This is a genomic window from Helicobacter sp. 12S02232-10 (assembly GCF_002272895.1).
Taxonomy (GTDB): domain Bacteria; phylum Campylobacterota; class Campylobacteria; order Campylobacterales; family Helicobacteraceae; genus Helicobacter_J.
Map to the genome: position 1 here is coordinate 193,440 of NZ_MLAQ01000002.1, position 24,439 is coordinate 217,878.

The 24,439-nt window shown below is 35.3% G+C and carries 27 protein-coding genes; 23 read left to right on the forward strand and 4 right to left on the reverse strand.

What is annotated here, in order from left to right; translation table 11 throughout:
- The first annotated feature begins 25 nt into the window (after positions 1-25).
- The 6 genes from metG to BKH41_RS02470 all read left to right on the forward strand — a co-directional run bounded on the left by metG (position 26) and on the right by BKH41_RS02470 (position 7,155).
- Positions 26-1,921: a methionine--tRNA ligase gene (gene metG / locus BKH41_RS02445; RefSeq protein WP_095296845.1), complete on the forward strand. Its 1,896-nt coding sequence runs from the start codon at positions 26-28 to the stop codon at positions 1,919-1,921.
- A complete protein-coding gene (locus tag BKH41_RS02450) occupies positions 1,921-2,922 on the forward strand; it encodes a hypothetical protein (RefSeq protein WP_095296846.1) in 1,002 nt (333 codons plus the stop codon). Before metG ends, BKH41_RS02450 begins: the two co-directional genes overlap by 1 nt.
- 10 nt (positions 2,923-2,932) lie before the next feature.
- A complete protein-coding gene (gene cmoB / locus BKH41_RS02455; protein ID WP_095296847.1) occupies positions 2,933-3,853 on the forward strand; it encodes a tRNA 5-methoxyuridine(34)/uridine 5-oxyacetic acid(34) synthase CmoB in 921 nt (306 codons plus the stop codon).
- Positions 3,846-4,298 (forward strand): thioesterase, encoded by a 453-nt coding sequence (locus BKH41_RS02460; RefSeq protein ID WP_095296848.1) that lies wholly within the window; start codon positions 3,846-3,848, stop codon positions 4,296-4,298. Before cmoB ends, BKH41_RS02460 begins: the two co-directional genes overlap by 8 nt.
- Positions 4,299-5,429: a glycosyltransferase gene (locus BKH41_RS02465; RefSeq protein WP_095296849.1), complete on the forward strand. Its 1,131-nt coding sequence runs from the start codon at positions 4,299-4,301 to the stop codon at positions 5,427-5,429. It abuts the gene before it with no gap.
- Between the two features lie 190 nt (positions 5,430-5,619).
- The gene (locus tag BKH41_RS02470) at positions 5,620-7,155 is read left to right on the forward strand and encodes a methyltransferase regulatory domain-containing protein (protein ID WP_095296850.1); all 1,536 of its coding nucleotides are present in this window, start codon (positions 5,620-5,622) and stop codon (positions 7,153-7,155) included.
- A gap of 15 nt (positions 7,156-7,170) precedes the next feature.
- On the opposite strand, the gene BKH41_RS02475 is transcribed toward BKH41_RS02470, so the two are convergent.
- Positions 7,171-7,914, reverse strand: coding sequence for a carbonic anhydrase family protein (locus BKH41_RS02475; protein ID WP_095296851.1), 744 nt, complete (start codon positions 7,912-7,914; stop codon positions 7,171-7,173).
- A gap of 167 nt (positions 7,915-8,081) precedes the next feature.
- On the opposite strand from BKH41_RS02475, the gene BKH41_RS02480 reads away from it, so the two are divergent.
- The 15 genes from BKH41_RS02480 (at position 8,082) to BKH41_RS02550 (ending at position 18,997) form a co-directional block, all read left to right on the forward strand.
- Positions 8,082-9,191: an alanine--glyoxylate aminotransferase family protein gene (locus BKH41_RS02480; protein ID WP_095296852.1), complete on the forward strand. Its 1,110-nt coding sequence runs from the start codon at positions 8,082-8,084 to the stop codon at positions 9,189-9,191.
- A gap of 8 nt (positions 9,192-9,199) precedes the next feature.
- On the forward strand, positions 9,200-9,658 hold the full coding sequence (locus BKH41_RS02485) for a phosphoribosyltransferase family protein (protein ID WP_095296853.1): 459 nt from the start codon (positions 9,200-9,202) through the stop codon (positions 9,656-9,658).
- Complete coding sequence (gene rimO / locus BKH41_RS02490; protein WP_095296854.1) at positions 9,610-10,974, forward strand: 30S ribosomal protein S12 methylthiotransferase RimO; 1,365 nt, start codon at positions 9,610-9,612, stop codon at positions 10,972-10,974. The genes BKH41_RS02485 and rimO overlap by 49 nt, the downstream gene beginning before the upstream one ends.
- Complete coding sequence (gene tilS / locus BKH41_RS02495) at positions 10,974-11,996, forward strand: tRNA lysidine(34) synthetase TilS (RefSeq protein ID WP_095296855.1); 1,023 nt, start codon at positions 10,974-10,976, stop codon at positions 11,994-11,996. Before rimO ends, tilS begins: the two co-directional genes overlap by 1 nt.
- A gap of 124 nt (positions 11,997-12,120) precedes the next feature.
- A complete protein-coding gene (gene ccoN, locus BKH41_RS02500; RefSeq protein ID WP_095296856.1) occupies positions 12,121-13,587 on the forward strand; it encodes a cytochrome-c oxidase, cbb3-type subunit I in 1,467 nt (488 codons plus the stop codon).
- Between the two features lie 14 nt (positions 13,588-13,601).
- Positions 13,602-14,285 carry a cytochrome-c oxidase, cbb3-type subunit II gene (gene ccoO / locus BKH41_RS02505; protein WP_095296857.1) on the forward strand — a complete coding sequence of 228 codons (684 nt, stop codon included), beginning with the start codon at positions 13,602-13,604 and terminating at the stop codon, positions 14,283-14,285.
- Positions 14,286-14,299: 14 nt separating this feature from the next.
- Positions 14,300-14,509, forward strand: coding sequence for a cytochrome c oxidase, cbb3-type, CcoQ subunit (locus BKH41_RS02510; RefSeq protein WP_095296858.1), 210 nt, complete (start codon positions 14,300-14,302; stop codon positions 14,507-14,509).
- An 11-nt stretch (positions 14,510-14,520) separates the two neighbouring features.
- Positions 14,521-15,396: a cytochrome-c oxidase, cbb3-type subunit III gene (gene ccoP, locus BKH41_RS02515; protein WP_095296859.1), complete on the forward strand. Its 876-nt coding sequence runs from the start codon at positions 14,521-14,523 to the stop codon at positions 15,394-15,396.
- Positions 15,397-15,406: 10 nt separating this feature from the next.
- The gene (locus BKH41_RS02520) at positions 15,407-15,613 is read left to right on the forward strand and encodes a DUF4006 family protein (RefSeq protein WP_095296860.1); all 207 of its coding nucleotides are present in this window, start codon (positions 15,407-15,409) and stop codon (positions 15,611-15,613) included.
- Between the two features lie 170 nt (positions 15,614-15,783).
- A complete protein-coding gene (locus BKH41_RS02525; RefSeq protein WP_180762705.1) occupies positions 15,784-16,329 on the forward strand; it encodes a hypothetical protein in 546 nt (181 codons plus the stop codon).
- Positions 16,326-16,928: a hypothetical protein gene (locus BKH41_RS02530; RefSeq protein ID WP_095296862.1), complete on the forward strand. Its 603-nt coding sequence runs from the start codon at positions 16,326-16,328 to the stop codon at positions 16,926-16,928. The genes BKH41_RS02525 and BKH41_RS02530 overlap by 4 nt, the downstream gene beginning before the upstream one ends.
- Complete coding sequence (locus BKH41_RS02535) at positions 16,909-17,238, forward strand: hypothetical protein (protein ID WP_180762706.1); 330 nt, start codon at positions 16,909-16,911, stop codon at positions 17,236-17,238. Before BKH41_RS02530 ends, BKH41_RS02535 begins: the two co-directional genes overlap by 20 nt.
- Positions 17,228-17,659, forward strand: coding sequence for a hypothetical protein (locus BKH41_RS02540; RefSeq protein ID WP_095296864.1), 432 nt, complete (start codon positions 17,228-17,230; stop codon positions 17,657-17,659). The genes BKH41_RS02535 and BKH41_RS02540 overlap by 11 nt, the downstream gene beginning before the upstream one ends.
- The gene (locus tag BKH41_RS02545) at positions 17,641-18,027 is read left to right on the forward strand and encodes a hypothetical protein (protein WP_095296865.1); all 387 of its coding nucleotides are present in this window, start codon (positions 17,641-17,643) and stop codon (positions 18,025-18,027) included. The genes BKH41_RS02540 and BKH41_RS02545 overlap by 19 nt, the downstream gene beginning before the upstream one ends.
- Positions 18,017-18,997 (forward strand): PilT/PilU family type 4a pilus ATPase, encoded by a 981-nt coding sequence (locus BKH41_RS02550; RefSeq protein WP_095296866.1) that lies wholly within the window; start codon positions 18,017-18,019, stop codon positions 18,995-18,997. The genes BKH41_RS02545 and BKH41_RS02550 overlap by 11 nt, the downstream gene beginning before the upstream one ends.
- A gap of 75 nt (positions 18,998-19,072) precedes the next feature.
- Here BKH41_RS02550 and polA read toward each other — a convergent pair whose 3' ends face one another.
- From polA to BKH41_RS09735, 3 genes are all read right to left on the reverse strand, one after another.
- Positions 19,073-21,790 (reverse strand): DNA polymerase I, encoded by a 2,718-nt coding sequence (gene polA, locus BKH41_RS02555; protein ID WP_095296867.1) that lies wholly within the window; start codon positions 21,788-21,790, stop codon positions 19,073-19,075.
- On the reverse strand, positions 21,768-22,436 hold the full coding sequence (gene thyX, locus BKH41_RS02560) for an FAD-dependent thymidylate synthase (RefSeq protein ID WP_095296868.1): 669 nt from the start codon (positions 22,434-22,436) through the stop codon (positions 21,768-21,770). The genes polA and thyX overlap by 23 nt, the downstream gene beginning before the upstream one ends.
- Positions 22,437-22,641: 205 nt before the next feature.
- Positions 22,642-22,794, reverse strand: a complete 153-nt coding sequence (locus tag BKH41_RS09735; protein WP_180762707.1) for a hypothetical protein — start codon at positions 22,792-22,794, stop codon at positions 22,642-22,644.
- Between the two features lie 145 nt (positions 22,795-22,939).
- Between BKH41_RS09735 and BKH41_RS09740 the strand changes: the two genes are divergently transcribed.
- Positions 22,940-23,080 (forward strand): hypothetical protein, encoded by a 141-nt coding sequence (locus tag BKH41_RS09740; RefSeq protein ID WP_180762708.1) that lies wholly within the window; start codon positions 22,940-22,942, stop codon positions 23,078-23,080.
- Positions 23,077-24,408, forward strand: a complete 1,332-nt coding sequence (locus BKH41_RS02565) for a type I restriction endonuclease (protein ID WP_095296869.1) — start codon at positions 23,077-23,079, stop codon at positions 24,406-24,408. Before BKH41_RS09740 ends, BKH41_RS02565 begins: the two co-directional genes overlap by 4 nt.
- Positions 24,409-24,439 lie beyond the last annotated feature (31 nt).

Sequence of the window (24,439 nt, forward strand, 5' to 3'; positions counted from 1 at the left end):
ACCTAAAAATTTCCGAAGGAAAAGAATGAAGACGTTTATCTCCACGCCGATCTATTATGTCAATGATGTCCCGCATATAGGACACGCTTATACGACTTTGATCGGGGATATGTTGAAAAAATACCATCAACTTTTAGGGGAAGAAGTATTTTTTCTCACAGGAACAGATGAACACGGTCAAAAAATTGAGCAATCTGCTCTTGCGAAAGGAAAAACACCAAAAGAATACGCCGATGAAATTAGTGCCAAATTTAAAAATCTTTGGGATGAGTTTGGGATTGATTATGATTGTTTTATTCGAACTACTGATGATTATCATTGTCAAAGCGTTCAAAAAGCATTTGAAAAAATGTATCAGAAAGGTGATATTTACAAAGGTGAATATGAAGGTCGTTATTGTGTGAGTTGTGAAAGTTTTTTTACAGAAACTCAAGCAGTGCAAGGAAAATGCCCTGATTGTGGAAAAGATACGATTATATTGCGAGAAGAAAGTTATTTTTTTGCTCTTAGCAAGTATCAGGAAAAATTGCTTCAGTGGTATGAGGATAATCCTGATTGTATCTTGCCTTTGCATAAAAAAAACGAAGTGGTGCGTTTTGTGGAAAATGGACTCAATGATCTTTCTATTACAAGAACAAGCTTTGAATGGGGCATTAAATTACCTGAGAGTATTGGGGATTTTAAACACGTGATGTATGTTTGGTTGGACGCTTTGCTGAACTATGTGAGTGCTTTGGGTTATGGGGGCGATGAGAAAAAAATGGATTTTTGGAAAAACCCAATTCATATTGTAGGAAAAGATATCTTAAGGTTTCACGCTGTTTATTGGCCTGCTTTTTTGATGAGTTTGGGATTAGATTTGCCTAAACATATCTATACGCACGGGTGGTGGACTAGAGATGGCGTGAAAATGAGTAAAAGTATCGGTAATGTGATTGATCCTAAAGAGGTGGCACAAGCTTATGGGGTTGAAGTTTTGAGGTATTTTTTGATGCGAGAAGTTCCTTTCGGGCAAGATGGTGATTTTTCGCAAAAAGCCCTTGTTGATCGGATTAATTCTGATTTGAGCAATGATTTGGGAAATCTTGTGAATCGTCTCATAGGAATGAGTGAAAAATATTTTAATTTAAAAATCTCTTTAGCTGATACTACCAAATACTATCAGGCCGAACTCAAATTTTTAAACGATATTTTGGGAAAACTACCTCCTTTGATGGAACAAATGCAGCTTAGTAGGTATCTTGAAGAACTTTGGAGAGCGTTTGTGCTTGCTAATGGGGTAATCAGTAAATACGAACCTTGGAGTCTTATCAAGCAAAATAGAGAAGAAGAATGTTTGGCACTTTTGGGATTGGTGGCTACTATTCTTGGGAAGGCAAGCCTCTGTCTTTATCCGATAATGCCTGCTACAGCTCTTAAAATTGCCCATTGTTTGAAAATAGAAATTTCACATCAAAGTTATCAAAAATTGATTTTAAATCAAGAATTGCCACAAGATTTTACCATTGAAAAAATCGATCCCTTATTTCCAAAAATTGATTCTTTTAAGATGGAAGAGGCCAAGATTGAAAAGTCAAAAACAATAGATGTGCAGACTTTAATTAACATAGAGGATTTTTCTAAGCTTGATATCCGGATAGGAACTATTATAGAAGCTACCAAGATTGCCAAAAGCGATAAGCTTCTCAAACTTCAAGTTGATTTAGGTGAGGGTAGGCTTAGACAGATTGTTTCAGGCATTGCTAAATTTTATGCGCCACACGATTTGATTGGTACTCAAGTGTGTGTGCTTGCCAATCTTAAAAGTGTTAAGCTGATGGGTGAAATGAGTGAGGGAATGGTACTTGCTACTAAAGATGAGAAAGGGCTTTCCCTTCTTTGTACATCAGATAAAAAAACGAACGGGAGTAAGGTGAGTTAGTGAGAGTCAATGAAGCCGTCGAAATAATCAATGGAGAATTGGCAACTACGCCTGCGATCAGTTCTTTTAATGGCGTAGCGACAAAAATTTCAGAAGTCAAAAGAGGTTGTTTGTTTATCGCCAAAAATCCTGATGAGATTGATGGTGCTATTGCTTTGGGGGCTTATGGAGTTGTTTATGACAAATATGTCCAGATGGTTGATGGGGAGATTGCTTGGATTAAGGTGAGTTCTATTCAGGATGCGATAGTTCGCTTGATCCGCTATCGATTTTTAAGCGACAAAATAGAAGTTTTTTTCGTTTCTGAAATTGAATATGAGATCGCTTTTCAAATCGTTACGGATACTTCAATTGATTTTTTCGATGGTGATTTGGAAGGACTTTTGAGTCTTGTAGGTAGTAATTCTAATTTGAGAGGCATTGTGATTAGAAATGAAGCCTTTTTGGGATTATTGTTCCAATACACGCAGACGGTTTTACCTCAAGAACAACCTTTTAAGGTAGTTGTGGCGACTTTGTTTGATACCAAAATCAATTATAAGCTTGCACAATATGATTTGAAGCTTCCAAGTTTATTTTTACCCGAACTCAGTAGCGTCATTGAAATGTGTGCGATTCATAAAATAGCCTTTGAATTAAAAAATTTCTCTTCCATATCTTATATGCAACCTAATTTTATCAATGCCCGTGCTAAATTGGTTGCTTATGGTCAAACTGATCGTGTTGTGATTGCTGAAAATGATATTGAGAAATTTAAAAAATATGTCGCTTATATTGCGCTTAATGCAAAATGGGGAAAAATGATTTTGTTTTTGCCAAAAGGTTATGAAGGGGTTTTTGATGTGATGGCTCAAAATGAAATTTACCACGAACAAGCTGAGCTTAGTGATTTACTTAGGATGCAAAATTATAATTTTGCTCTTATTTTGGGGTTAAATAAAGCCGATTTGCAAGAGATTTTAACGGCACCTCATATTGACCCTGTATTGCCCTTGTTCTAAAGAAAATCCAATGCTTGGGCTTGCTAAAGAAAATGCTTCTAAACTCCTTTTTTCAAAAACCATTGCTCCCATCATTCAAAAAATTTATTCTTTATCCAAGAAACTCCCTCAAGATCAAATGTCTTATACTTGCAAAGAGGGAATTAGAATTGATTTAAGTGTGCTAAATTCAGTGGAGACTTGTGCTTTTATCAGAGAAATTGCACTTGATTTAAAGCCTTGGCGAAAAGGACCTTTTTATTTGGGGGATCTTTTTATTGATGCGGAATGGAAAAGTTATATCAAATGGAATCTGCTCACCCCTTTTGTGGATTTGAAGGATAAAGATGTCGCTGATATCGGATGCAATAATGGGTATTATTTGTTTGAAATGGCTAAATTTTCTCCAAAAACCCTTGTTGGCTTTGATCCTAGTGGTCTTTATAAAACCCAATTTGATTTCATCAATCTTTTTTTGAAGCAAAATATTGTTTATGAACTTTTGGGGATTGAACATCTTAGGATTTATGATAAGAAATTTGATGTTATATTTTGTTTGGGTGTTTTGTATCATCGCAGCGATCCTATTTTTGCCTTAAAATCTCTTTTTATGGGTCTAAAAGAAGGAGGAGAGCTAATTTTGGATACTTTGATTATAGATTCTGAGCTTGAAATCGCACTTTGCCCTAAGAAATCTTATGCGAAAATGCCTAATGTGTATTTTATCCCCTCTATACCAACGCTAAGAGGTTGGTGCGAAAGAGCAGGATTTACGCAAATGGAGATTTTGACCATCTCTGAAACAAGTGTGAATGAACAAAGAAAAACTGAATGGATAGAAGGACTGAGTTTGGAGTCTTTTCTTGACCCCAAAGATCCCAAAAGAACTATTGAGGGTTATAATGCTCCTAAAAGAGGATATTTTAGATTAAAAAGGATGAAAAATGGATGAGCAAACCAAGCAAAATGAACAAGAACCTATAAATGGTGAAGAACTCATTATTTGCAATAAAATTGACAGCTCAATATGCGGGGAATTACTTACTTTATCCCAAAACAAAGCCGAGATATTTTTTGTCCCCACAGAATCAATGGTTTGTGATGAGGAATTCATTCACGCAGGCTTTGTTTTTAATGCCGCAGCTTATGCTGCACTCTGTGCCATTAATAAGAAGAATAGCATTATCATTGGTTCAGAAACGAAGTTTTTAGCTCCGATTGAATTGGGGTATGAATTGGTCTTTAAGGCAAATGCTTTACAGAGTGAAGCAAAAAAATGCGAAGTAAAAGTAGAAGGTTTTTTGTTTGATATTAAGGTATTTGATAGCATTTTTTATGTGGCGATTTTTGACAGAAAACTTTTTAAACTCAAACTCAAAGATGAAAAAGGTTCTTAAATGATTATAACTCTTGTGATAGATAGTTTTGCTGATAAGAGCAATGGGACATCAATGACAGCCTTTAGATTTGCAAATGCTTTGCGTGAGAGAGGACATCAAGTGCGCGTCGTAGCACCTTATGTGCAAGGAGAGGGGTATTATCCTGTTCCTGAGCGCTATATTCCTTTGGTCACTGAAATTTCTCGCAAACAGCATATGATTTTTGGGAAACCTGTTGAAAAAACTCTCAGAGAGGCTTTTAAGGGTGCAGATATTGTCCATTTGTTTTTGCCTTTTAAACTTGAAATAAGGGCGATTAAAGTTGCCAAGGAGATGAATATCCCTTATATGGGTGCCTTTCATCTTCAGCCTGAACATATTACCTATAATGTTGGATTGGAATCGTGGAGTTTTTTAAATCGTTTTATTTTTTGGCTTTTTAAATTTCGTTTTTATCGCCATATTTTTCATATCCATTGCCCCTCTGCCCTGATTGAGCGTGAGATTGTAAAAAATGGTTATGAAGGCAAAAAATACGTAATTTCCAATGGGTTTGACAAGCTTTATTCCCCTCCTGTATCCAAACCCTTGAGTGATGGTTTTATTCATATCGCAATGGTAGGGCGTTATTCGAATGAAAAACGTCAAGATGTTTTGATTGAAGCCATTAAGATTAGTAAATATGCTTCTAAAATCAAGCTCCATCTAAAGGGTATCGGTCCGACACAAAAAAGACTCAAAAAGATGGCAGAGACTTTGGAAAATGAAGTTGATTTTGGATTTGCACAACCTCAAGATTTGCTTAAAATTTTACATATGACTGATATCTATGTCCATACTGCAGATGTTGAGGGTGAAGCCATTGCTTGTTTGGAAGCCATTTCTTGCGGTGTTGTGCCTATAATCTCTAATAGTAGGATATCAGCTACGGGTCAATTTGCCCTTGATGATCGTTCTTTGTTTGAGGCAGGAAGCCCAAAAGATTTGGCTTTAAAGATTGATTATTGGATAGAAAATCCTGATGAGCGTGAGCGTATGGGGAAACTTTATGCTCAAAGTGCATTCAATTATACGTTGGAGAGTTCCATAAAAAAAGCCGAAGAGATGTATTTGGAAGTCATCAAGGATTTTGGCCATCAGAGTCAATGACTCAAAGTGCTAAAGTGTCGTATTGAATGATTTAAGATAAAATATTTTTTTAAAATTGTACTTATTTTTAACATTTTAATTAAAATAAAATATTATAAATTTGGATCTTTATTTAAAGTGTATTCTATTAGGAATGTATTTTTTATTGTATAATTTTTAAATTATACAATTTGAAAGGAACCTATCTAATATGGATACAAAAAATTACACAACTGACATTGATTATACTTATGATTATTGTCAAGAATTGAGTTCTTTAAGGTTTAAATTTGCCTGTTTGCTTCAAGGAATCAAGCCACCCAAAATAGAGAGGGCTTGCGAACTTGGATATGGTAATGGGATAAGCATAAATATCAATGCTGCTACTTCAGGTGTGGAGTGGTGGGGGACTGATTTTAATGTTTCACACGCTAATTTTGCATCAGATTTAGCTTTAGAATCAGGGAATGGAGCTAAGTTATATGCAGATTCTTTTGAAGATTTTTTAAATCGTTCGGATTTACCTGATTTTGATTTTATTGTTTTTCACGGCATTTATAGTTGGGTTGATCAAAATAATCGGGATTTACTCTTAAAGTTTGTTGATAAAAAACTCAAGATAGGTGGAGGGGTTTATGCAAGCTATAATATTTACCCTGGTTTTTCAGAGTTAGTTCCTTTTAGAAATCTTTTAAAAAAAGTTTCTGATTATCTGCTTCCAAAAACAACTGATCCTATCAATAAAATTGATTCGGGTTTTGAGCTTTTTGATAAGCTTGCAAGTGCGCAAGCACGATTTATCCATCAAAATCCAAATTTGACACCTAGGGTTGAGGAACTCAAAAAATTATCTAAAACGTATTTGATTCACGAATTTTTGAATGATACTTGGGAAATTATGGATTTTATGGATATTTCTAAATCGTTTAGCGAGGCAAGATTGAAATTTGTTTCTTCTGCAGATGTTTTTTCTGTATTGAGTGATGTTGCTTATACGCCCGAACAAAAGGCTCTTTTAAATTCAGGTTCTAGCGTCTTTTTTAGAGAATATATGAAAGATTTGATCGGCAACAATTCATTTCGTAGAGACTATTGGATAAAAGGGTCACAAAAACTTAGTATATGGGAATCAGAGAAATTGCTCAAGGAAATGAAAGTAGTTTTGATAATTCCTAAAAGTGAAGTTAAATTTTCTATAAGTTTGGGTTTTGGAACCATCAATCTCTCAAAAGAATTTTATAGTATTTTAATTGATATTTTGGGTGATAACGAACCTAGAACCATTGGGCAAATCCAAGAAGAAGCAAAAGGCAAATTTAAGGAATTGGGGGAGCTTGTTGAAGGCATTGCCATTTTATATATGATGGGGGCTTTGTATGAAGTTCAAGATGAAGTAACCATCAGGAACATTTTGCAAAAAACCCACCAGCTTAACAAACAGATTTTAGAAAAAGTTAAGGCGGGTGTTCAAATTCCAATACTTGGAAGTGCTCTTATAGGTAAGGGGATTGCAATGGGGCGTTTTAAACAACTTTTTTTCATCAGTCGTTTGGAGGGAAAAACAAGTCCTGAAGATTATGCTAAAGATGCTTTAGAGATTCTTGAGCGTAGAAATGAAAAGATTATTAAAGATGGAAAAATTCTTGAAACTAAAGAAGAAAATTTCAAAGAGCTTCAAACTCAAGCCATTGAGTTTGAAAAGAATTTAAGCTTTTATAGAAATTTAAAATTTTTTCAAGGGATTTAAATTTTTACTCTCGGATTATTCTTCGATGATAACCCGATTATTGCTTGGCTGAAGAGGTCTGTTATTTGTTCCTCCGATAATCTTTTTAAATTTTTCTAGTTGGGCTTTTGAAATTTCAAGAGGTTTTTTAAGCACAATCCAAGTTACACCCTCAGTGCAAGGAGGAGTTGTAAGAGAGCCGTTGAAGTGATAAAAATAAGTTTTTTTAGGTATCAAATCTTGCAGGGCGATTTTTTTAGGGTAGGAAGTTTCACCTGATTTTTCAGGCATTGCTTCCCATATAGGGGCTAGAATTTTATTTTCTTTACCGATTTTGAATTCTATGCCTACAACAACAAGTTGTTTATTTTTATCTTGATGGACAAGATGCATTGCGAGAGGATATTGTTTATCGTTGATACGGAATTCAGCTGGTGCGTGAAAATGAAATTGTAGCAATTCATATTCTTGATTGCCGATTTTGATATAATTTTGGGTTCCGGTATTGAAATTCACTTGAATGGTGTGTCCGTTATTAATTTCGGATTTGATATCTTGTCCGTAATGGAAAGTTATTTTTTCGGGATTTTTTACTTTGAGATAGCTTGTGATATTGATGGGAGATTGATTTTTGCCTGTTTGACAAGTTGAAAATTCTTGAGCGATTCTGCCCCAATTTTCAGGAGAATTTTCACCTTTATAACTCCATTTGGCATCATTAGCCAATAATGCGTTTAAAATCAGACTGCAGACCAAAAAAGATAATGTTGCAAGTTTCATCGTTTTGTTTCCTTATGTTTAAAATTTTGTAATTATATATATCTTGGGAACAAATGATAATCAATTTTTATTGATCAATTTTCTTTTATATTTTTTAATTTTAGAGACGTTTTGGTGCATTATTGTATAATATTTGCTTATGAATTCTTAAAAAATTGGAGAAAGAAATGTTACTTTTTACACCTGGGCCTACTCCCGTTCCTGAAAATATCAGGATGGAGATGGCAAAGCCGACCATTCATCATCGAACCCCTGAATTTGAAGCTTGCTTTATGCACGCAAGAGAGGAATTAAAAAAAATACTTGAGATGCCTGAAGTTTTAATGCTTGCAAGTAGTGGTAGTGGGGCAATGGAAGCTTGCGTGAGGACATTTTGTTCCAAGAAGCTTTTGAGTATTAATAGTGGTAAATTTGGAGAAAGATTTGGAAAAATCGCAAAAGCTTACAATATACCGAATTTGGAAATAAAAAATGATTGGGATACACCTGTAAGCGTTGAAGAGATTATCAATGCGCTTAAAGCACAACCTGATATTGATGCGGTGTGCCTACAAGTTTGTGAGTCTTCAGGCGGTTTGCGTCATCCTGTTGAAAAGATAGCCCAAGCCATCAAACATTTGAATTCAGAAATTGTCGTCATTGCTGATGCGATTACGGCAATGGGGGTGGAAAGTATTGATATAAGCCATATTGATGTTCTTATTGGAGGCAGTCAAAAAGCATTTATGCTTCCTCCGGGGATGAGTGTTATTGGGTTGAGTCAAAAAGCAGTTTCATTGGCTGAAGAAAGAAATATCGGGTTTTATTTCAATCTGAAGACTGAACTTAAGAATCAAAGAAACAATACGACTGCTTGGACTGCACCCACGACGATCATTATCGGGCTTGTGAAATATTTTGAGGAAGTCAGAGCTTTAGGAGGTATCCAAGAAGTCTATCGACAGACTCATCAAAGAGCTTTGGCTACACAGAATGCTCTAGGTGCTATTGGGCTTAAAATTTATCCAAAAACCCCTGCTTTAGCGATGACAACCATTATTGATGAGGTGAATGCACTCAATATTCGTAAAATCTTAAAAGATGATTTTAAGCTGCATTTAGCTGGTGGTCAAGATCAACTAAAAACTTCAATTTTTCGTATCAATCATATGGGTATCATTCCTATTAATGAATCTTTATGGGTGGTGAATGCTATTGAGTTGGCTTTGGAAAAATTGGGGTTGAGGAAGTTTGATGGGAGTGCAAATAAAATATTTTTACAAAACTATTACGCTTAGGAGGGCGGATGTATTATTCTTATAATGATTTTTTGGGCGATTTGAAAGAACTTCGCGCTAAGATTGAGGAAAAAATCAGTGTTCCAGATGCGATTGTTTGTATTGCTAGAGGCGGAATGGTGATGAGCCATATGCTCGCATTGGCTTGGAATTTGAGAGCTGTTTATACACTCAATGCAATTTCTTATAGCGATTGTAATGTCCAAAGTTCTTTGATCATTGAAAATATGCCTCATATTAGAGGGGAATACCAAAAAATCTTAGTCGTTGATGAAATTGTTGATAGTGGGAAAAGCTTGGAAGTGATTATGCAAAAGTTTCGATCGGCTCATCCTGAAAAATCTTTTTATTCCGCAGTTATTTTTCAAAAACCCACAGCAAAGGTATATGCTGATTTTTATCTCAAGCACGCGGTTGAATGGATCGACTTCTTTTGGGAAGTGGATATGTTGGAGAAAAAATCTTGAGTAAAAAACTCCATTTGATCTCTTTGGGATGTACTAAAAATCTTGTAGATTCTGAAGTAATGTTAGGGAAACTTAGGGATTATGAGATAACAGAAAGTCCTGAACTTGCCGATGTGATTATCATCAATACGTGCGGGTTTATCCAATCAGCTAAAGAAGAGAGCATTCAAACCATTTTGGAAGTATCAGAACGTAGAAAACAAGGAGCTTTACTTGTGGCAAGCGGGTGTTTGAGCCAGCGCTATAAAAATGAGCTTCAAGAGCTTATACCTGAAATTGACATTATTACAGGTGTGGGAGATTATGACAAAATTGATTCGATGATTGCTCTTAAAAATGGGAAGCTTTCTTCAGAGGTGTTTTTAGCCGATGAAAGGGTCAAAAGAGTAATCACAGGTTCAAAAATTCACGCTTATATAAAAATTTCTGAAGGATGCAATCAAAATTGCAGTTTTTGCGCTATCCCAAGCTTTAAGGGTAGGCTTCAAAGCAGGTCGATTGATTCGATTTTGCAAGAAATACAAGATTTAAGTGAGCAGGGCTTTTGTGATTTTACTTTTATTGCTCAAGATTCAAGTTCTTATTTGTACGACAAAAAGCAAAAAGATGGGTTAGTATCTCTTATAGATGCCATTGATAAGCAAAATATTGCTAAGAGTGCGCGGATTTTATATCTCTATCCTTCAAGTACAACTTTGGCGTTGATAGAAAAAATCGCAAATTCCAAAATTTTTCAAAATTATTTTGATATGCCCATCCAGCATATCAGCGATACAATGCTTAAAAAAATGCGACGAGGTGCCAATAAGGCTAAGCACATCGAACTTTTAGAAGCAATGCGTAAGGTACCTAATAGTTTTATAAGAAGCACTGTGATTATTGGACACCCACAAGAAACTCAGGAAGAATTTGAAGAACTTTGTATGTTTTTAGAAGAATTTTGTTTTGATAGGCTTAATATCTTCGCATTTTCTTCAGAAGAAGGCACAATTGCTCAAAAAATGGAGGAAAAGATACCGACCCAAATCATCAATAAGCGAATGAGTGCGCTTAATAAAATCGTTTTGAGCCAGCAAAAATGTCTTTATAAACAAATGCTTTCCAACCCTTATCTGATTATTTTGGAGGGCAAAAGTCAAATAAGCGAATATTTTTACAGTGCTAGGGATATCAGATGGGCTCCTGAAGTCGATGGAGAGATATTGATTAATGATAGCGATTTAGATGATTTGATTCTTGAGACAGGCTATTATGAAGCAGTCCTTAGCGAATTTAAAGATAAGCTTTTGTTTGGAAAAGTCACAAGAAAACTTTAATGCTAAAGCTTGAGTTTTTAGGCGAACTTAGAAATCGAAAAAATCTTTTAGGATTTTCGGGGGGTTCTGATTCTGTAGCGTTGTTTTATGCCTTGATTCAAAATGAAGTTTATTTTGATATTGCAATTGTGGATTATGGGATTAGGGAATCTTCAAAAGATGAGGTTTCTTATGCTTTGGATTTAGCTCATCAGTACCAAAAAAAATGTTTTGTATTCAAAGCACCACAGATTGCATCAAATTTTGAAGCAAAGGCGCGTGAAATTCGCTATGGATTTTTTGAGAGAATCATTGATTTGAAAGGGTATGAAAATTTAGTGTTGGCTCACCAGCTCAATGATAGGTTGGAATGGTTTTTAATGCAGTTATCCAAAGGCTGTTCATTGGCGACACTTTTAGGCTTTGATGGCATAGAAATCAGGGAGAATTATCGAATTATCCGCCCGTTAATCAACACTCCTAAAAAACTTATTTATGCTTATTGCCATTCTTATAAATTTTTTGAAGACAGCAGCAATCAGGATATGTCTTATAAACGCAACGAATTTCGCCTCAAATACACTCAAGAATTGGTAGAAAAATATTGTACGGGGATTGCAAAGTCTTTTGAATATTTGAGGGAAGAGAAGTCTTTTCTTTATCCGAATGTTGCAGTTTTGCGTTTGGGAGAAATTCGTTTTTTTGAGCGTGGCGGGAGTCTTTCAGATATTTATCAGACAGATAAAATCCTTAAAACGATGGGCTATGTACTTTCAGCTTCACAGAGGCAAGAAATATTTAAGATGGATTTTTCTTTGGAAATCGGGCAAAAATATATTATTGAGAGTAATGAAGAATATATTTTTGTATCAAAATCATATAGTTTTCCTTTTGCGATGCCAAAAAAATTTAAAAACATTGCCAGAATTCTCAAAATTCCCAGAAGAATTCGCCCTCAAATTCATTTTTATCTAGATAGCAGGGGAATGAAACCAGAAGAAATGATGGCTTATTTGAGAAAAAAACTTTGCAAATGTGAATAGATCGTCAATATTTGATTCATTTTTTATTATTTTGGCCGTATTTTTAAGTTATAAATCAACGAAAAAGGTTAAAATTAAACTATTGCTTCTAAAAAAAGAAGAAATAGCAAAATAAGGAGAAAAAATGCGCAATGATGCTACTTTGGAGTACGATTACTCTATTGCCAAGTTGTTTTTGTATTCAACGATGGCATTTGGGTTTATAGGAATGCTGATCGGTGTTGTGTTGGCATTTCAATTGGCTTTTCCGGATTTGAATTATATTGCGGGGGAATACAGTATATTTGGAAGGTTGAGACCTCTTCATACTAATGGCGTTATTTACGGCTTTACTTTGAGCGGTATATGGGCGGCTTGGTATTATTTGGGGCAAAGGGTGCTTAAAATTACTTATTACCAGCACCCTTTTTTGAAGTTTATCGGGTATTTGCATTTTTGGCTTTATATTGTTTTGCTTGTGTTGGCCGTTGTGAGTTTATTTGCCGGTCTTACTCAGTCAAAGGAATATGCGGAATTGATTTGGCCTCTAGATCTTTTAGTTGTTGTTGTATGGGTACTTTGGGGAATTAGTATGTTTGGAAGTATGGGGGTTAGACGAGAAAAAACCATTTATATTTCTTTGTGGTATTTTATTGCTACATTTACAGCGATAGCAGTTTTATATATATTCAATAATCTTGCCATTCCGACTTATTTGGTTTCTGGTGTAGGGAGTATATGGCATTCCATTTCAATGTTTTCAGGTAGCAATGATGCGATGATTCAATGGTGGTGGGGGCATAATGCAGTTGCATTTGTTTTTACTTCTGGGATTATTGGGATTATTTATTATTTCTTGCCCAAAGAATCAGGACAACCTATATTTTCCTATAAACTGACATTATTTTCCTTTTGGAGTTTGATGTTTGTTTATATTTGGGCAGGCGGGCATCACGTGATTTATTCAACCGTTCCAGATTGGGTTCAAACACTTGGATCGGTTTTTTCAGTTATCTTGATTTTGCCTTCTTGGGGAACGGCTATCAATATGTTGCTTACAATGCGCGGTCAATGGCATCAACTTAAGGAATCTCCACTCATTAAATTCCTTGTACTGGCTTCTACATTCTATATGCTTGCGACACTTGAAGGTCCAATTCAGGCAATTAAATCCGTAAATGCTTTGGCTCACTTTACTGATTGGATTATCGGTCACGTTCATGATGGCGTTCTTGGATGGGTTGGATTTACAATCATTGCAGCTTGCTATCATATGCTTCCTAGAATGTATAAGAGAGAGATTTACTCTAGAAAGATTATGGATATTCAGTTTTGGATTATGACTATTGGCATTGTGCTTTATTTCTCTAGTATGTGGATATCAGGTATCACACAAGGGATGATGTGGAGAGATGTTGATCAATATGGCAATCTTACTTATCAATTTATCGACACCGTCAGAGTGTTGTTCCCTTATTATGTGATTCGAGGAATCGGGGGTTTGATGTATCTGATAGGATTTATTCTGTTTATTTACAATGTTGTGATGACCATCACCGCGGCAAAAGAGCTAGAGCGAGAGTCAAACTATGCTTCGCCTATGGCTGCTTGATAAGGGGGTAGTTTATGTTTAGTTGGTTAGAAAAAAATCCGTTCTTTTTTACAGTGGCATTTTTGGTTGTCTTTTCCATCGCTGGACTTGTGGAGCTTTTGCCAGACTTTATTAAGTCCTCTAGACCGATTGAGGGTCTTCGCCCTTATACTGTGCTTGAGACTGCAGGTAGGCAGATTTATATCAATGAGGGATGCTATAACTGCCATTCCCAGCTCATCCGTCCTTTTCAGGCTGAGACTGATCGTTATGGAGCCTATAGTCTGAGTGGAGAATACGCTTATGATAGACCTTTTCTATGGGGTTCTAAACGAACTGGTCCGGATTTACACAGAGTGGGGGATAGCAGGACTACAGATTGGCACGAAAATCATATGTGGGAACCTACTAGCGTAGTTCCTGATTCAATTATGCCTGCTTATCATCATTTGTTTAAAAAAGATGCCGACTTTGATACTGCTTATGCGGAAGCCTATACACAGAAAGTAGTTTTTGGTGTTCCCTATGATACTCAAGGTGGAGTTTCTCTAGGCAATATAGAAGATGCCAAAAAAGCTTATATGCAAGAAGCTGGTGAGATTGTCAATAATATGAAAAACCAGAAAATTAAAGATGCTTTTGAGAAAGGAGAAGTCAAAGAAATTGTTGCTTTGATTGCTTATCTCAATAGTTTGGGTCAATCTAGAATGACCAAATAATAAGGAGCAAAATTATGAATCTTGAATCTTTAGAATCAATCAGGGCGATTGCTTATATCGTCACTACTATTTTGCTTGTGATATTTTTATATACATACATCGCAAGTATGTATATAAAACAAAAAAAAGGCATTGTTGATTATGAAAAATATGCAAACTTAGCTTTGAAGGACAACTTAGATGATGAGATTATTGAGTCTAGAGAAAGCAAACAAAACAAATGAAAGGAGAGAGTATGGGATGGTTGAGTGATAATATAAACTTATTCGGCCTGATCGCCGCAATAGTTATTTTGGTATTGACGGTGTATGTGGCAGGGGTTTTAATTAAAAAAATGCGTGATGCCAAAGCAGATGGCGAACTAACCGATCATAAATGGGATGGTATAGCTGAATTTAGGAATAATTTACCCATTGGTTGGGTTGTAAGTTTTTTGGTGTTGATCTTGTGGGGATTCTGGTATTTATTTTTTGGCTATCCAATGGATGCTTATTCCCAAATTGGCGATTACAACCAACAAGTTCAAGTTCATAATAAAAAGTTTGAGGAAAAATGGAAAAGTCTTAGTAGTGAAGATATGATCAATATGGGGCAAGGAATATTTTTGGTTCAATGCTCTCAATGTCACGGTATCACTGCTGAAGGGATGCACGGAAAGGCACAGAATCTAACGCGGTGGGGCAAGGAAGAAGGAATTATGGATACCGTTGAGCACGGTAGTGTTGGATTGGGGTATGATGGGGGAGAAATGCCTCCTTTAGGCTTAAGCAAAGAAGATGCTAAGGCTGTAGCTTCTTATGTTATGGCAGATATTTCAGATCTCAAGCATACAAAATACCCCGCTGATGTCCAAAAGGGTAAGGAAGTTTATAATAATGCAGGGTGTGCAGGATGCCACGGTCCTGATGGAAAAGGAATGCCAGGAATGGATAATTTTGCTCCAGATTTGAGCAAATATGGCACTTATGATTTCCTTAAAAGGGTTTTAGATCACGGCAAGAAAGGACACATTGGACAAATGCCTTCTTTTGCTTACAGAAATTTTAATGATACTCAAATCAAGGCGCTTGCAGAATATATAGGTTCTTTGCAGCCTTTGAGTGAGGATTAAGGAGTAAATGATGAATGGACTATTTGGAATCAACGGATTATTAGGATATTTGATTGCAGTTCTTTTGGTTGTTGGAGCTGCAATACTTTTTAGTATCGCAGCTATCAATATACAAAAAACTCAAGCTGTCAGTTATTATAAGATTGATAATCAAGATGCTATCAAAATGAAAAGTATCGGAAATGAGAAACATTACGAATTAATGCAGGAAAAATAAAGGAGAAATTATGCGATTCACTACGCTTGAAAAAGTTTTGGCATTTTTTATTGTTTTAACCATTATTATGACGATTGTGATCCCTTTTATTCCTAATCTCTTTTTGTTTTTGGTATAAAATGGTTTTTTGTTTTAAGAGGTTGGTTTTTTGCCTCTTTCTGCCTATATTATTGTTGGCAGATTCTTTTGTTTTGGATAATCAAAGCGGTCTTTTGATTCCCAAAAGTGCTGCATTTGTACAAAGAGTTTCAAGCGAACTTAAATATAAAACAGGTTTTTCATTTTATGTTGATGTTGTAGATAAGGCTTCTTTGAATTCCAAACAAGAGCGAAAGGATTACAAGAACAACGTTATTTCAAAGTTTTCTCCTCCTTATGGGGTTTTGTTTTTTTTCAGACAGGCTAAGAAAATTGATATTGTCTTGAGCGAAGATTCTAAAGATCTTTTTAATACAGACCAAATATTTTTTGACTATATAGCCCCTCTCTTGCCTGAAAAAGACGTCGATTTAACTCCTCAAAGAATTTCGGCCATTATTTTGAATGGTTATTCTGAAATTGCCGATAGAATTGCGGATAAATATGGCGTTAATTTAGAAAATAATTTTCCTTCCGAAAATCAAAATTTGTTTGTGCGGGTAATTTTATACCTGATGTTGTTTAGTTTGGTGGGATTATTTATCGTAGTTTATTTTTTTAAAAGGCATAGAAGATGAAAAAAAATAGGAATTTTTGGCCATTAGGTATTTTAAGCATTATCATTATTGGGATTATTTTGTTATTTTTGCTTGTAAAGTTGTCTATGATGAATCCGATTATTGACGATAATGCTTATTTTGAAAAATACAGTGAAGTTGATAAAGATATCAATAAGATTATTAAAAATACAGAAGAATTTGAAAATTACTATACGCTTTATATTGGTGCTAATCAAAAACCTCTTAAGAATTCTCTTTCTCGACCATTGTCTCCTTATTTTGTAAAAGGACATCGGGATAAGCTTAAAGAGGAGCCAAAAATTGAGCTTTTTACCAATGCACCTAATTATATTTATGTCACAATCGTTCCAAAAACCCTATCCTCTCCCATATCGGATTTAAATATCAAGCTTTTTATGACGCGTTATCATATGAATACAGAACATTTAGATCTTGGAAGTTTGCAATGTTCAACCGAAGATTTTTGTTCGAGTCCTAAGTTTGAATTAAATATTAAAGGCAGATGGAAAGCAATTTTACAAGTTGAATACACTCAAAACAATGAGCATAAAAAAATATTTTTTGAAAAAGAATTTTTTGCTTCTAGGCTTCCATAAAGGTTTTGCCAGCGTTGAATTATTAATGGCGCTTGTGATTATGATGGGGGCATTTAAGATTTTTTGGAAAATTTATGAAGAGAATGAGCGTTATCGTTTTTTCTCTCAAGAAAATCAAAAAATATTTCTTGCTCAAAAACATATCAGTGAAAAAATTTATTTTAATAGCACTCAAGAAACTTCCAAAGGTTTTTTTGTATTGTCTCAAAAAGGTTTTAGTTACGATGGCAAACTATTGGAAGACTATAGTGAAGAAGGGTTGGGGTACCATTATTTTTACCCCCAAAAGATAAGGAAAAATGAAGAATAGAAATGCTTTTGTTTTGCTTGATTTTATTATTGCCATATCGGTGATGGCAGCAATAGGAGTGTTGGGAATAAAAATGCTTTTGAATCTTCAAAGTCAAAATTACCTCAAAGCAAAGCATACTCAAATCTCTTTGGAAGTTCAAAATGCTCTTGATATGATAGAAAACTATGTATTGGAGGCACAGAGAGATTCAATTGTTTTTGAGCAGAATGTTCTATCGTGGCGTATGTTGGAGGGGGATCAAAAAATCCATCAAGTGGTTTTAAAAAACAAGGCATTGTATCTAGATGGATTGATGGTTTTAAATGGAGTGAATGATTTTTTTGTCCATAGAGATAGAGAAAAATTTGAAGTTTCTCTTTGCACTAGGGGTAAAAATTCGTCTTGTTATCAGAAATTAATATGGATAATAAAAGTTTGATGAGAGGTGCTTATATTTTTCTTTCTGCTTTGATTGTGTTTTTAGGAATTGTCTATATTGTGATGAATACTCTACGCCACAACGAAACAGAGCTTGATCGGATCAGTAATTCGCATTTAAAATTCCAATCCTTGCTTGATGCTCGCAGCATTTTAGAAATGGCGAGGTTATGCTTACAAAAATACGGCGTTCAAGCGTGCGATTTTGATGAATTTATGCTTGGAGATTCTTTAGGGGGCTATCATTTGATGGAAGATAAAAATGGTGACTATTGGATTGATATTTATGTGGAGAGAAAAAATTTAAGAACCTCTCAAATTTTAAGAAATCGAATCAAGGTGCTTTGGGAGAGCAAGAATGATCAATAAAAAAAATATATTTAAAACTCTTTTATCTAAGGCTTTGGAAAAAAATGCTTCAGATTTACATATTTTGGGTGGTGGTGAGGTATTTTTCAGGGTTGGCAAAAAGATTGTTCCTTCTGAATTTGTCTTGGATAATGAAATGATTTTAGCATTGGAAAAAGAAATTTTTGATGATGGGCGTGTAAAAAAATACGTTGCAGAGACTGAGATAGACATTTCTTCAGATATTGAAGGCGTTCGTTTGCGACTGCATTGTTATTTAACCCGTTCGTTAAGGTCTTTCAGCATTCGAATATTGTCTCAGATTATCCCGAGTATGGAGGAATTGGGTCTTCCTCAGATATTGAAGGATATTTTTATTCAAAATGATGGGTTGATTTTGGTCAGCGGTCCTACAGGGAGTGGAAAATCAACGACGATTGCAGCAGCTTTGGAATATATCAATCAAAATTTTGGCAAGCATATTGTTTGCATTGAAGATCCGATAGAATATCTCCATAAGAATAACAAAAGCTTTTTTTCTTACCGCGAGGTCGGGAAAGATACCCTAAGTTTTAATGCTGCAATACAAGCAAGCTTACGAGAAGATCCTGATATTGTTTTTATCGGAGAGCTTCGGAGTCTTGATTCAATAAAGTCGGCTCTTTTGTGTGCTCAAACAGGGCATTTGGTAGTAGCAAGTACGCACGCTAAAGATGCGGCTGCTACTGTAGCAAGGATCGTTTATAGTGCGGGAAATGATAGAAGTGAGATTGCAGCCGAATTAGCTTTTTGCTTACGTGCAATCATCTCTCAAGAGCTTCTTTGCGTGAATGAAACGGATCTAAGAGGTATTTATGAAGTTTTGGTTGCTACCCCTGCTGTTAAAACTCTGATTCGTGAGCAAAAATTTCATCAAATTCCATCTCAGATTGCAATGGGAAAGGAATTTGGAATGATTAGTTTTGAACAAAGCAGGGCTGCTTTGAAATGATAAAAGTTTGTTTTAGCTATTTTTTGTATTTTTTCTACTATGACATATTATTAAAACAATGAATGCAAAGAGAAATTATTTAAGTTCTGCCCAATTATTTCCCGTTGTAACCCCACACTTCAATGGTACATTAAGCGTATAAATGCCATTCATCATCACTTCGATTTCTTTTGAGGCTTGAGGTAGCAGTTCTTTAGGAAGTTCAAATATCAATTCATCGTGGACTTGGAGCAGCATTTTGACTGCAGAGTTTTTAAAATGGTGGTGAATTTTAAGCATTGCCAATTTGATTAAATCCGCAGCACTCCCTTGAAATATAGAGTTGATACCTTCCCTTAGATAGTTGGCTTTCATAAAATCTGTAGCAGTGCTGAAATCAAAATATCTTCGATGTCCTAAAAGGGTTTGAGCATAGCCATTTGCTAAAATCTCTTCTTCTTTTGATTTTAGAAAATTTTTTACCGTCGGGAAGGATTCGAAATAACTTTCAATATAACCTTTTGCTTCTTTTGGAGAGATTTTGAGGGTTTTGGCGAGTTTTCTTGACCCCATTCCATAGATCAGCCCGAAATTAATAGATTTTGCAATGGCACGCTTTTCTTTAGCGGAGTCAGAACCAAAAATTCTAATGGCGGTTTCGGTATGAATGTCTTTATCTTGCACAAAAGATTCTACTAAATTTTTATCCATACAGAAGTGCGCAAGCAAGCGGAGTTCTATTTGGGAGTAATCAACGCTCAAAAGTGTATTTTTTTTGTCGCTGATGATAAAACCTTCTCGTATTTGTTTGCCTGCTTCGGTGCGAACAGGGATATTTTGGAGATTGGGAGATTTGGAGCTGAGTCTGCCTGTGGCTGTACCGGTTTGTAAGAATGAAGTGTGGATTTTATTTTCTTGATTGTGGAGTTTTAATAGAGGTTCAATGTAGGTATTTTTAAGCTTGAAAGTTTCGCGATATTCCATTATTTCAGGGATGACAGGGTGGGCGTCAATCAGGCTTTCAAGCGTCTGCTCATCAGTGCTGTAGCCGCCTTTGATTTGTCTTACTGCTTTTAATCCTAGTCTTGTAAATAAGACTTCAGCAAGCTGTTTTGGGGAGTTGAGATTGAAGTCATAACCTATGTGCTTATAGATTCTGTTTTGGATTTGAGCGAGTTTAATAGAAAGCTCTTCTTTAAGTTTTTCAAACCACGACACGCTGATTGTTATGCCGTTGCTTTCCATATCTTTAAGGACTTCAATTAAAGGAAATTCAAGTTCTTCAGCGATTTTTATCACAGAATCCAAACCCTTACTTTTAAGTTCTTCAATCAGGCGCCAATATAAATTTATACTTGCTACTGCGTCTTCAGCAGCATATTTAGCAGCAATTTCAAGATTGACATTGGAAAAATTTTGATTTTTAGGAACAATATCTTCAAATGCAATCATTTTATGTCCAAACCATCTTTCCATTTGGCTATCTAATCCCACGCTCATCACACTATCTAGTAACCAAGCAAGAACCATCGAATCTTTGATAGTTTTTTGGGGGGAAAGACCAAAATTGTTTTGCGCAATGAGAATATCAAATTTGAGGTTATGCCCAATCAGGGGATGAGAAAAGATTTTTTCAATTGCCTTTTTTGCGTTTTCGTGAGATATTTGCGGCTCAATTCCTAGATAGTTGTGGGCAATAGGGACATAATAGCCATTTTCTCTATCGACACAAAAGCTAAAGCCTACCATCAAAGCATTAGCAACATCAAGAGAATTTGTCTCACAATCATAAGCGATTTCTTGATCGGGTGCTAAGGAGTCAAGAATTTTAAAGAGTGTTGCTGCATCGTTTAGAAGATGAGAGATGCATTTGAATTGGGATTTTGAGGAGGCATTCAATCCGCCCAATCCCTTGGATTTAGACTTAAAGGTTTTGGCAGGTTGGCTCATTGGCATACCTTTGAGTCTTTGAGCTATTTTAATGAATTCATATCGTTCTAGTTCATCTACGATAGTTGAAAGAGGATTTTGAACGGGCATTTTGCACGATTGTAAGTCAAAATCTTGCAATAAATCTGTTTTTAGGGTCACAAGATCTTTGCTCAAATAAGCCGATTCTTTTCCAGCGATAATTAAATTGCAAATTCGAGGGCTTGTGATTTCAGAGATTTTATCAAGATTGGCATAAATATTATCCAAGCTCCCAAAAGTTTCAATGAGTTTTTGAGCTGTTTTGGCACCTATGCCCTTAATGCCAGGTACATTGTCGCTACTATCTCCCACTAAACTTTGATAGTCAGTAAATGCACTAGGAGGAATGCCATATTTATCAATGCATTCTTTTTCTCGGATATCTTTTTTGTTGATCGGATCATAAAGGTAGGTGTTTCCATCAATTAATTGATAAAGATCTTTGTCGTGGCTGATGATTCGGACATCGACATTATTTTTGTTGGCGACCTTATTTAAAGAAGCGATGGCGTCATCGGCCTCATAGCCTTCAAAGCTCAAATTTAAAAAGCCCATTTTTTTTATCCACTCAATCGCAATAGGAAGTTGCATTAGCAAATCTTGAGGGGCTTGGACTCGTGTCGCTTTATAGGCGGGATAAAATTCTTTTCTTTTGTTTAATCCTTGACCTTCTAAGGCAAAGACAATATAGTCAGAAATCCCTTCTTTATGTAGATTCATAATTAAGTTTGCAAAGCCCATCAAAAGACCTGTGGGGAAACCTTCTGCGTTTTTTAGTGGGGGGAGGGCGTAAAAACTGCGAAAAAAGAATCCGAACGTATCAACAATCGTTAGGGTTTGCATCGCTGTCCTTATTTTTTTCATAGGGTTGGGTGATTTTTTCTTCAAAAATAAATCGGTGCTCCTGAGGTAGGGCTTCATAAATGCTGTGAGCAAGTTTTTGGATCTCCCAAAGGGCGGCTCTAGAGGTGCGTAGTTCTAAAAAGTTTTGAAGGCTTCTAGCGTTGATACTCCAATGAAGTTCAGTTTTATAAGATTCGGGCATCGCATATTTGGCGATATCATTGTGAGTGTTTTCGCATAGAATTTCGCGGAGATTTTCAAGAGCTTTGAGTGAGGCAATATTGACATTTTTATTCGAGGTAAAGACGAGATATTTTTCTGCTCTGTTTAGGTTTGCTTCATTTGGAGGTAAAAAAGTGGCTTCCTGCTTGATTTCTTTGAGCGTGTAGCGGGAGGATTTGACACTATAGCTTGCCATTCGATGTCTAGCAAGTTCTTGGAGGCAAGCTCTACTGATGCCTTGGATATAAAAATTGTAATATAAATGTTCGAGCGTACTAGAATGTTTGAATTTATTGCCGACACGATCAATGAGGGCAAGGTCTTTTTCGCCCCCGTTATCAGATTTTTCAAAGCTTTGCCAACAGGTGCGAATCGCCATTGAGCAGACTTCAAGAGGGGTAAAATGTTTTAATGTCACTTTCATTGTCGGGATCCTTTATAGGAATTTTACAAGTTTGTGGATTAGATTTTTATTAAATTTTCAAACGAGTCTAGAAATGATGTAACGATAAGACCAAAGCCATCTGTAAAATCATCGAGATTTTTTTGTTTGTGGGGGGGGGGGTGTGAATTTATTGCTTGAAATATCTTGAGAGCTTGGTGTATATTCGCCTATATCTTTGAATGTTTCATATCGTTTTTTTGAGTAAAGATAAGATTTCTTCATACTGAAAACCCAACATCACGCGTTTATAAAGTTCAGGCTTATTTTTGCGCCAATTTCTCAAGGTTTTAGGGTCAATATGAAGCTTTGTAGCTATGTCTTGTTGGGTGAGTTTCATTTATATTTCCGAATATATTTTTTTAAGATAGTTTAATGAAAAAATATTTTAAAACAAATTGAGCAATAATTACTTTTATAAAACTATTTTTAAGCAAATATTACCTAAAATTGAATGAAATTAATTTTAACATAGGAGTAATGGAATGATTGAAAGAGAAGTGACAAATATCGTTCGTAAAGAATTGGACAAGATGATAAAAAACTTCGCAGAGATTATAGAGGCTCAGATCAAAAAGAGTAAAGATGAGATTATAAGAGAGGTTGAGAGGAAGATAAAAAAATGAATCGAAAATATACAGATGAAGAGCTCAAAGAAATCCTTATAAAAGTCTTGAAAGAAGCCTCAAAGCCGTTAAGAAAAGTAACAATTGCAGAAAAATCCGAAGAAATGGGATTAAGAGATAAAAATCAAAACGACAGTTTTTACAATAGAATAGCTGGGATTGCCAAAAGCGATACAGAAACTTTTATCGTTTATGGGGAGAAGAGAATAAAATCTTATTGGCTTAAAAGCAGGGGGGAATATCAAAAAGGGGAATATCAAAAAACCTTTGATAAAGATGTTGAAAATACTTTAGAGGACGGATCTTTCAAGAGAAAGATAGAGGAATTGGCAAGTAAGATCAATGATGAGAAACTTGTAGAAATAGTAAAAACAAATGAAGCCCAGACGAGAAGTTCTTTGATCGATGTGTTTTTAGGTGCTTTAGGTTATGACGTCTCAGATATTAATAAATGTAAGGTTGAAGATAGGGCGGGTTCAAATAATCGGGGTGGCAAAAAAGTGGATTATACGTTATTGAAAAATGATAACCCTGTTCTTATCGTGGAAGCGAAAAATTATCAAGCTTCTTTGGATGGATCTACGGAGCAACTTAGTACTTATTTTACTAATAAAGCTGGTAAAACTGGTGAAAAATGTTATCTTGCTTTGCTGAGTAATGGGCATAAGTATTTGTTTTTTTCTGATTTGGATGATGACAATAAGATAGATAAGGATTCATTTTTTACTTTTGATCTCAAAAATTATAACGATGAAGATTTAAAAAAACTTGAAAAATTTTCTTATAACAAAATCGATGTCGATCATATCAAAAAATGGGGGAAGAAAGAGAAGAATTATCAAAAAATATTAACCGCACTTAAAGCAGAAATTAATGAGCCAAACGCATTAATTTATCATTTCGGTCAAGTATTGAAAGATAAGAATAAACAAATAACCTCAGCTATCAAAACAGAATGCAAGGAGCATCTCAAAAGAGCTTTTAGAGAGCTTTGTAGTTCTTCAAAAGAGTCAAATTCTAATGAAAGAACCCCTTTTTCTGCAAACACTCAAGATTCTACAAAAATAAATAAATCTAGTAGTTCGATTCGCAATGAATTTAAAGATTTGATTCGTAAGGTCTTACAAACTGCACAAACTTCTTTGGATAAGCACGAAATCTATAACATTGCCGAGCAGAAAGGATGGCTCCAAGATTTATCTTCAAAAAGCAAGGACATTAAAAAAAAGCTGTCTGAAGTTGCAATGTATGAAATGAAAGATGAGATCATTGTGGAGAGAAGTGGCGGTAAAAACGGAGCCAAATATTGTCTCAAATCAAAAAGATAATATTTTATTAAGATTTCTTTTCATACGGACT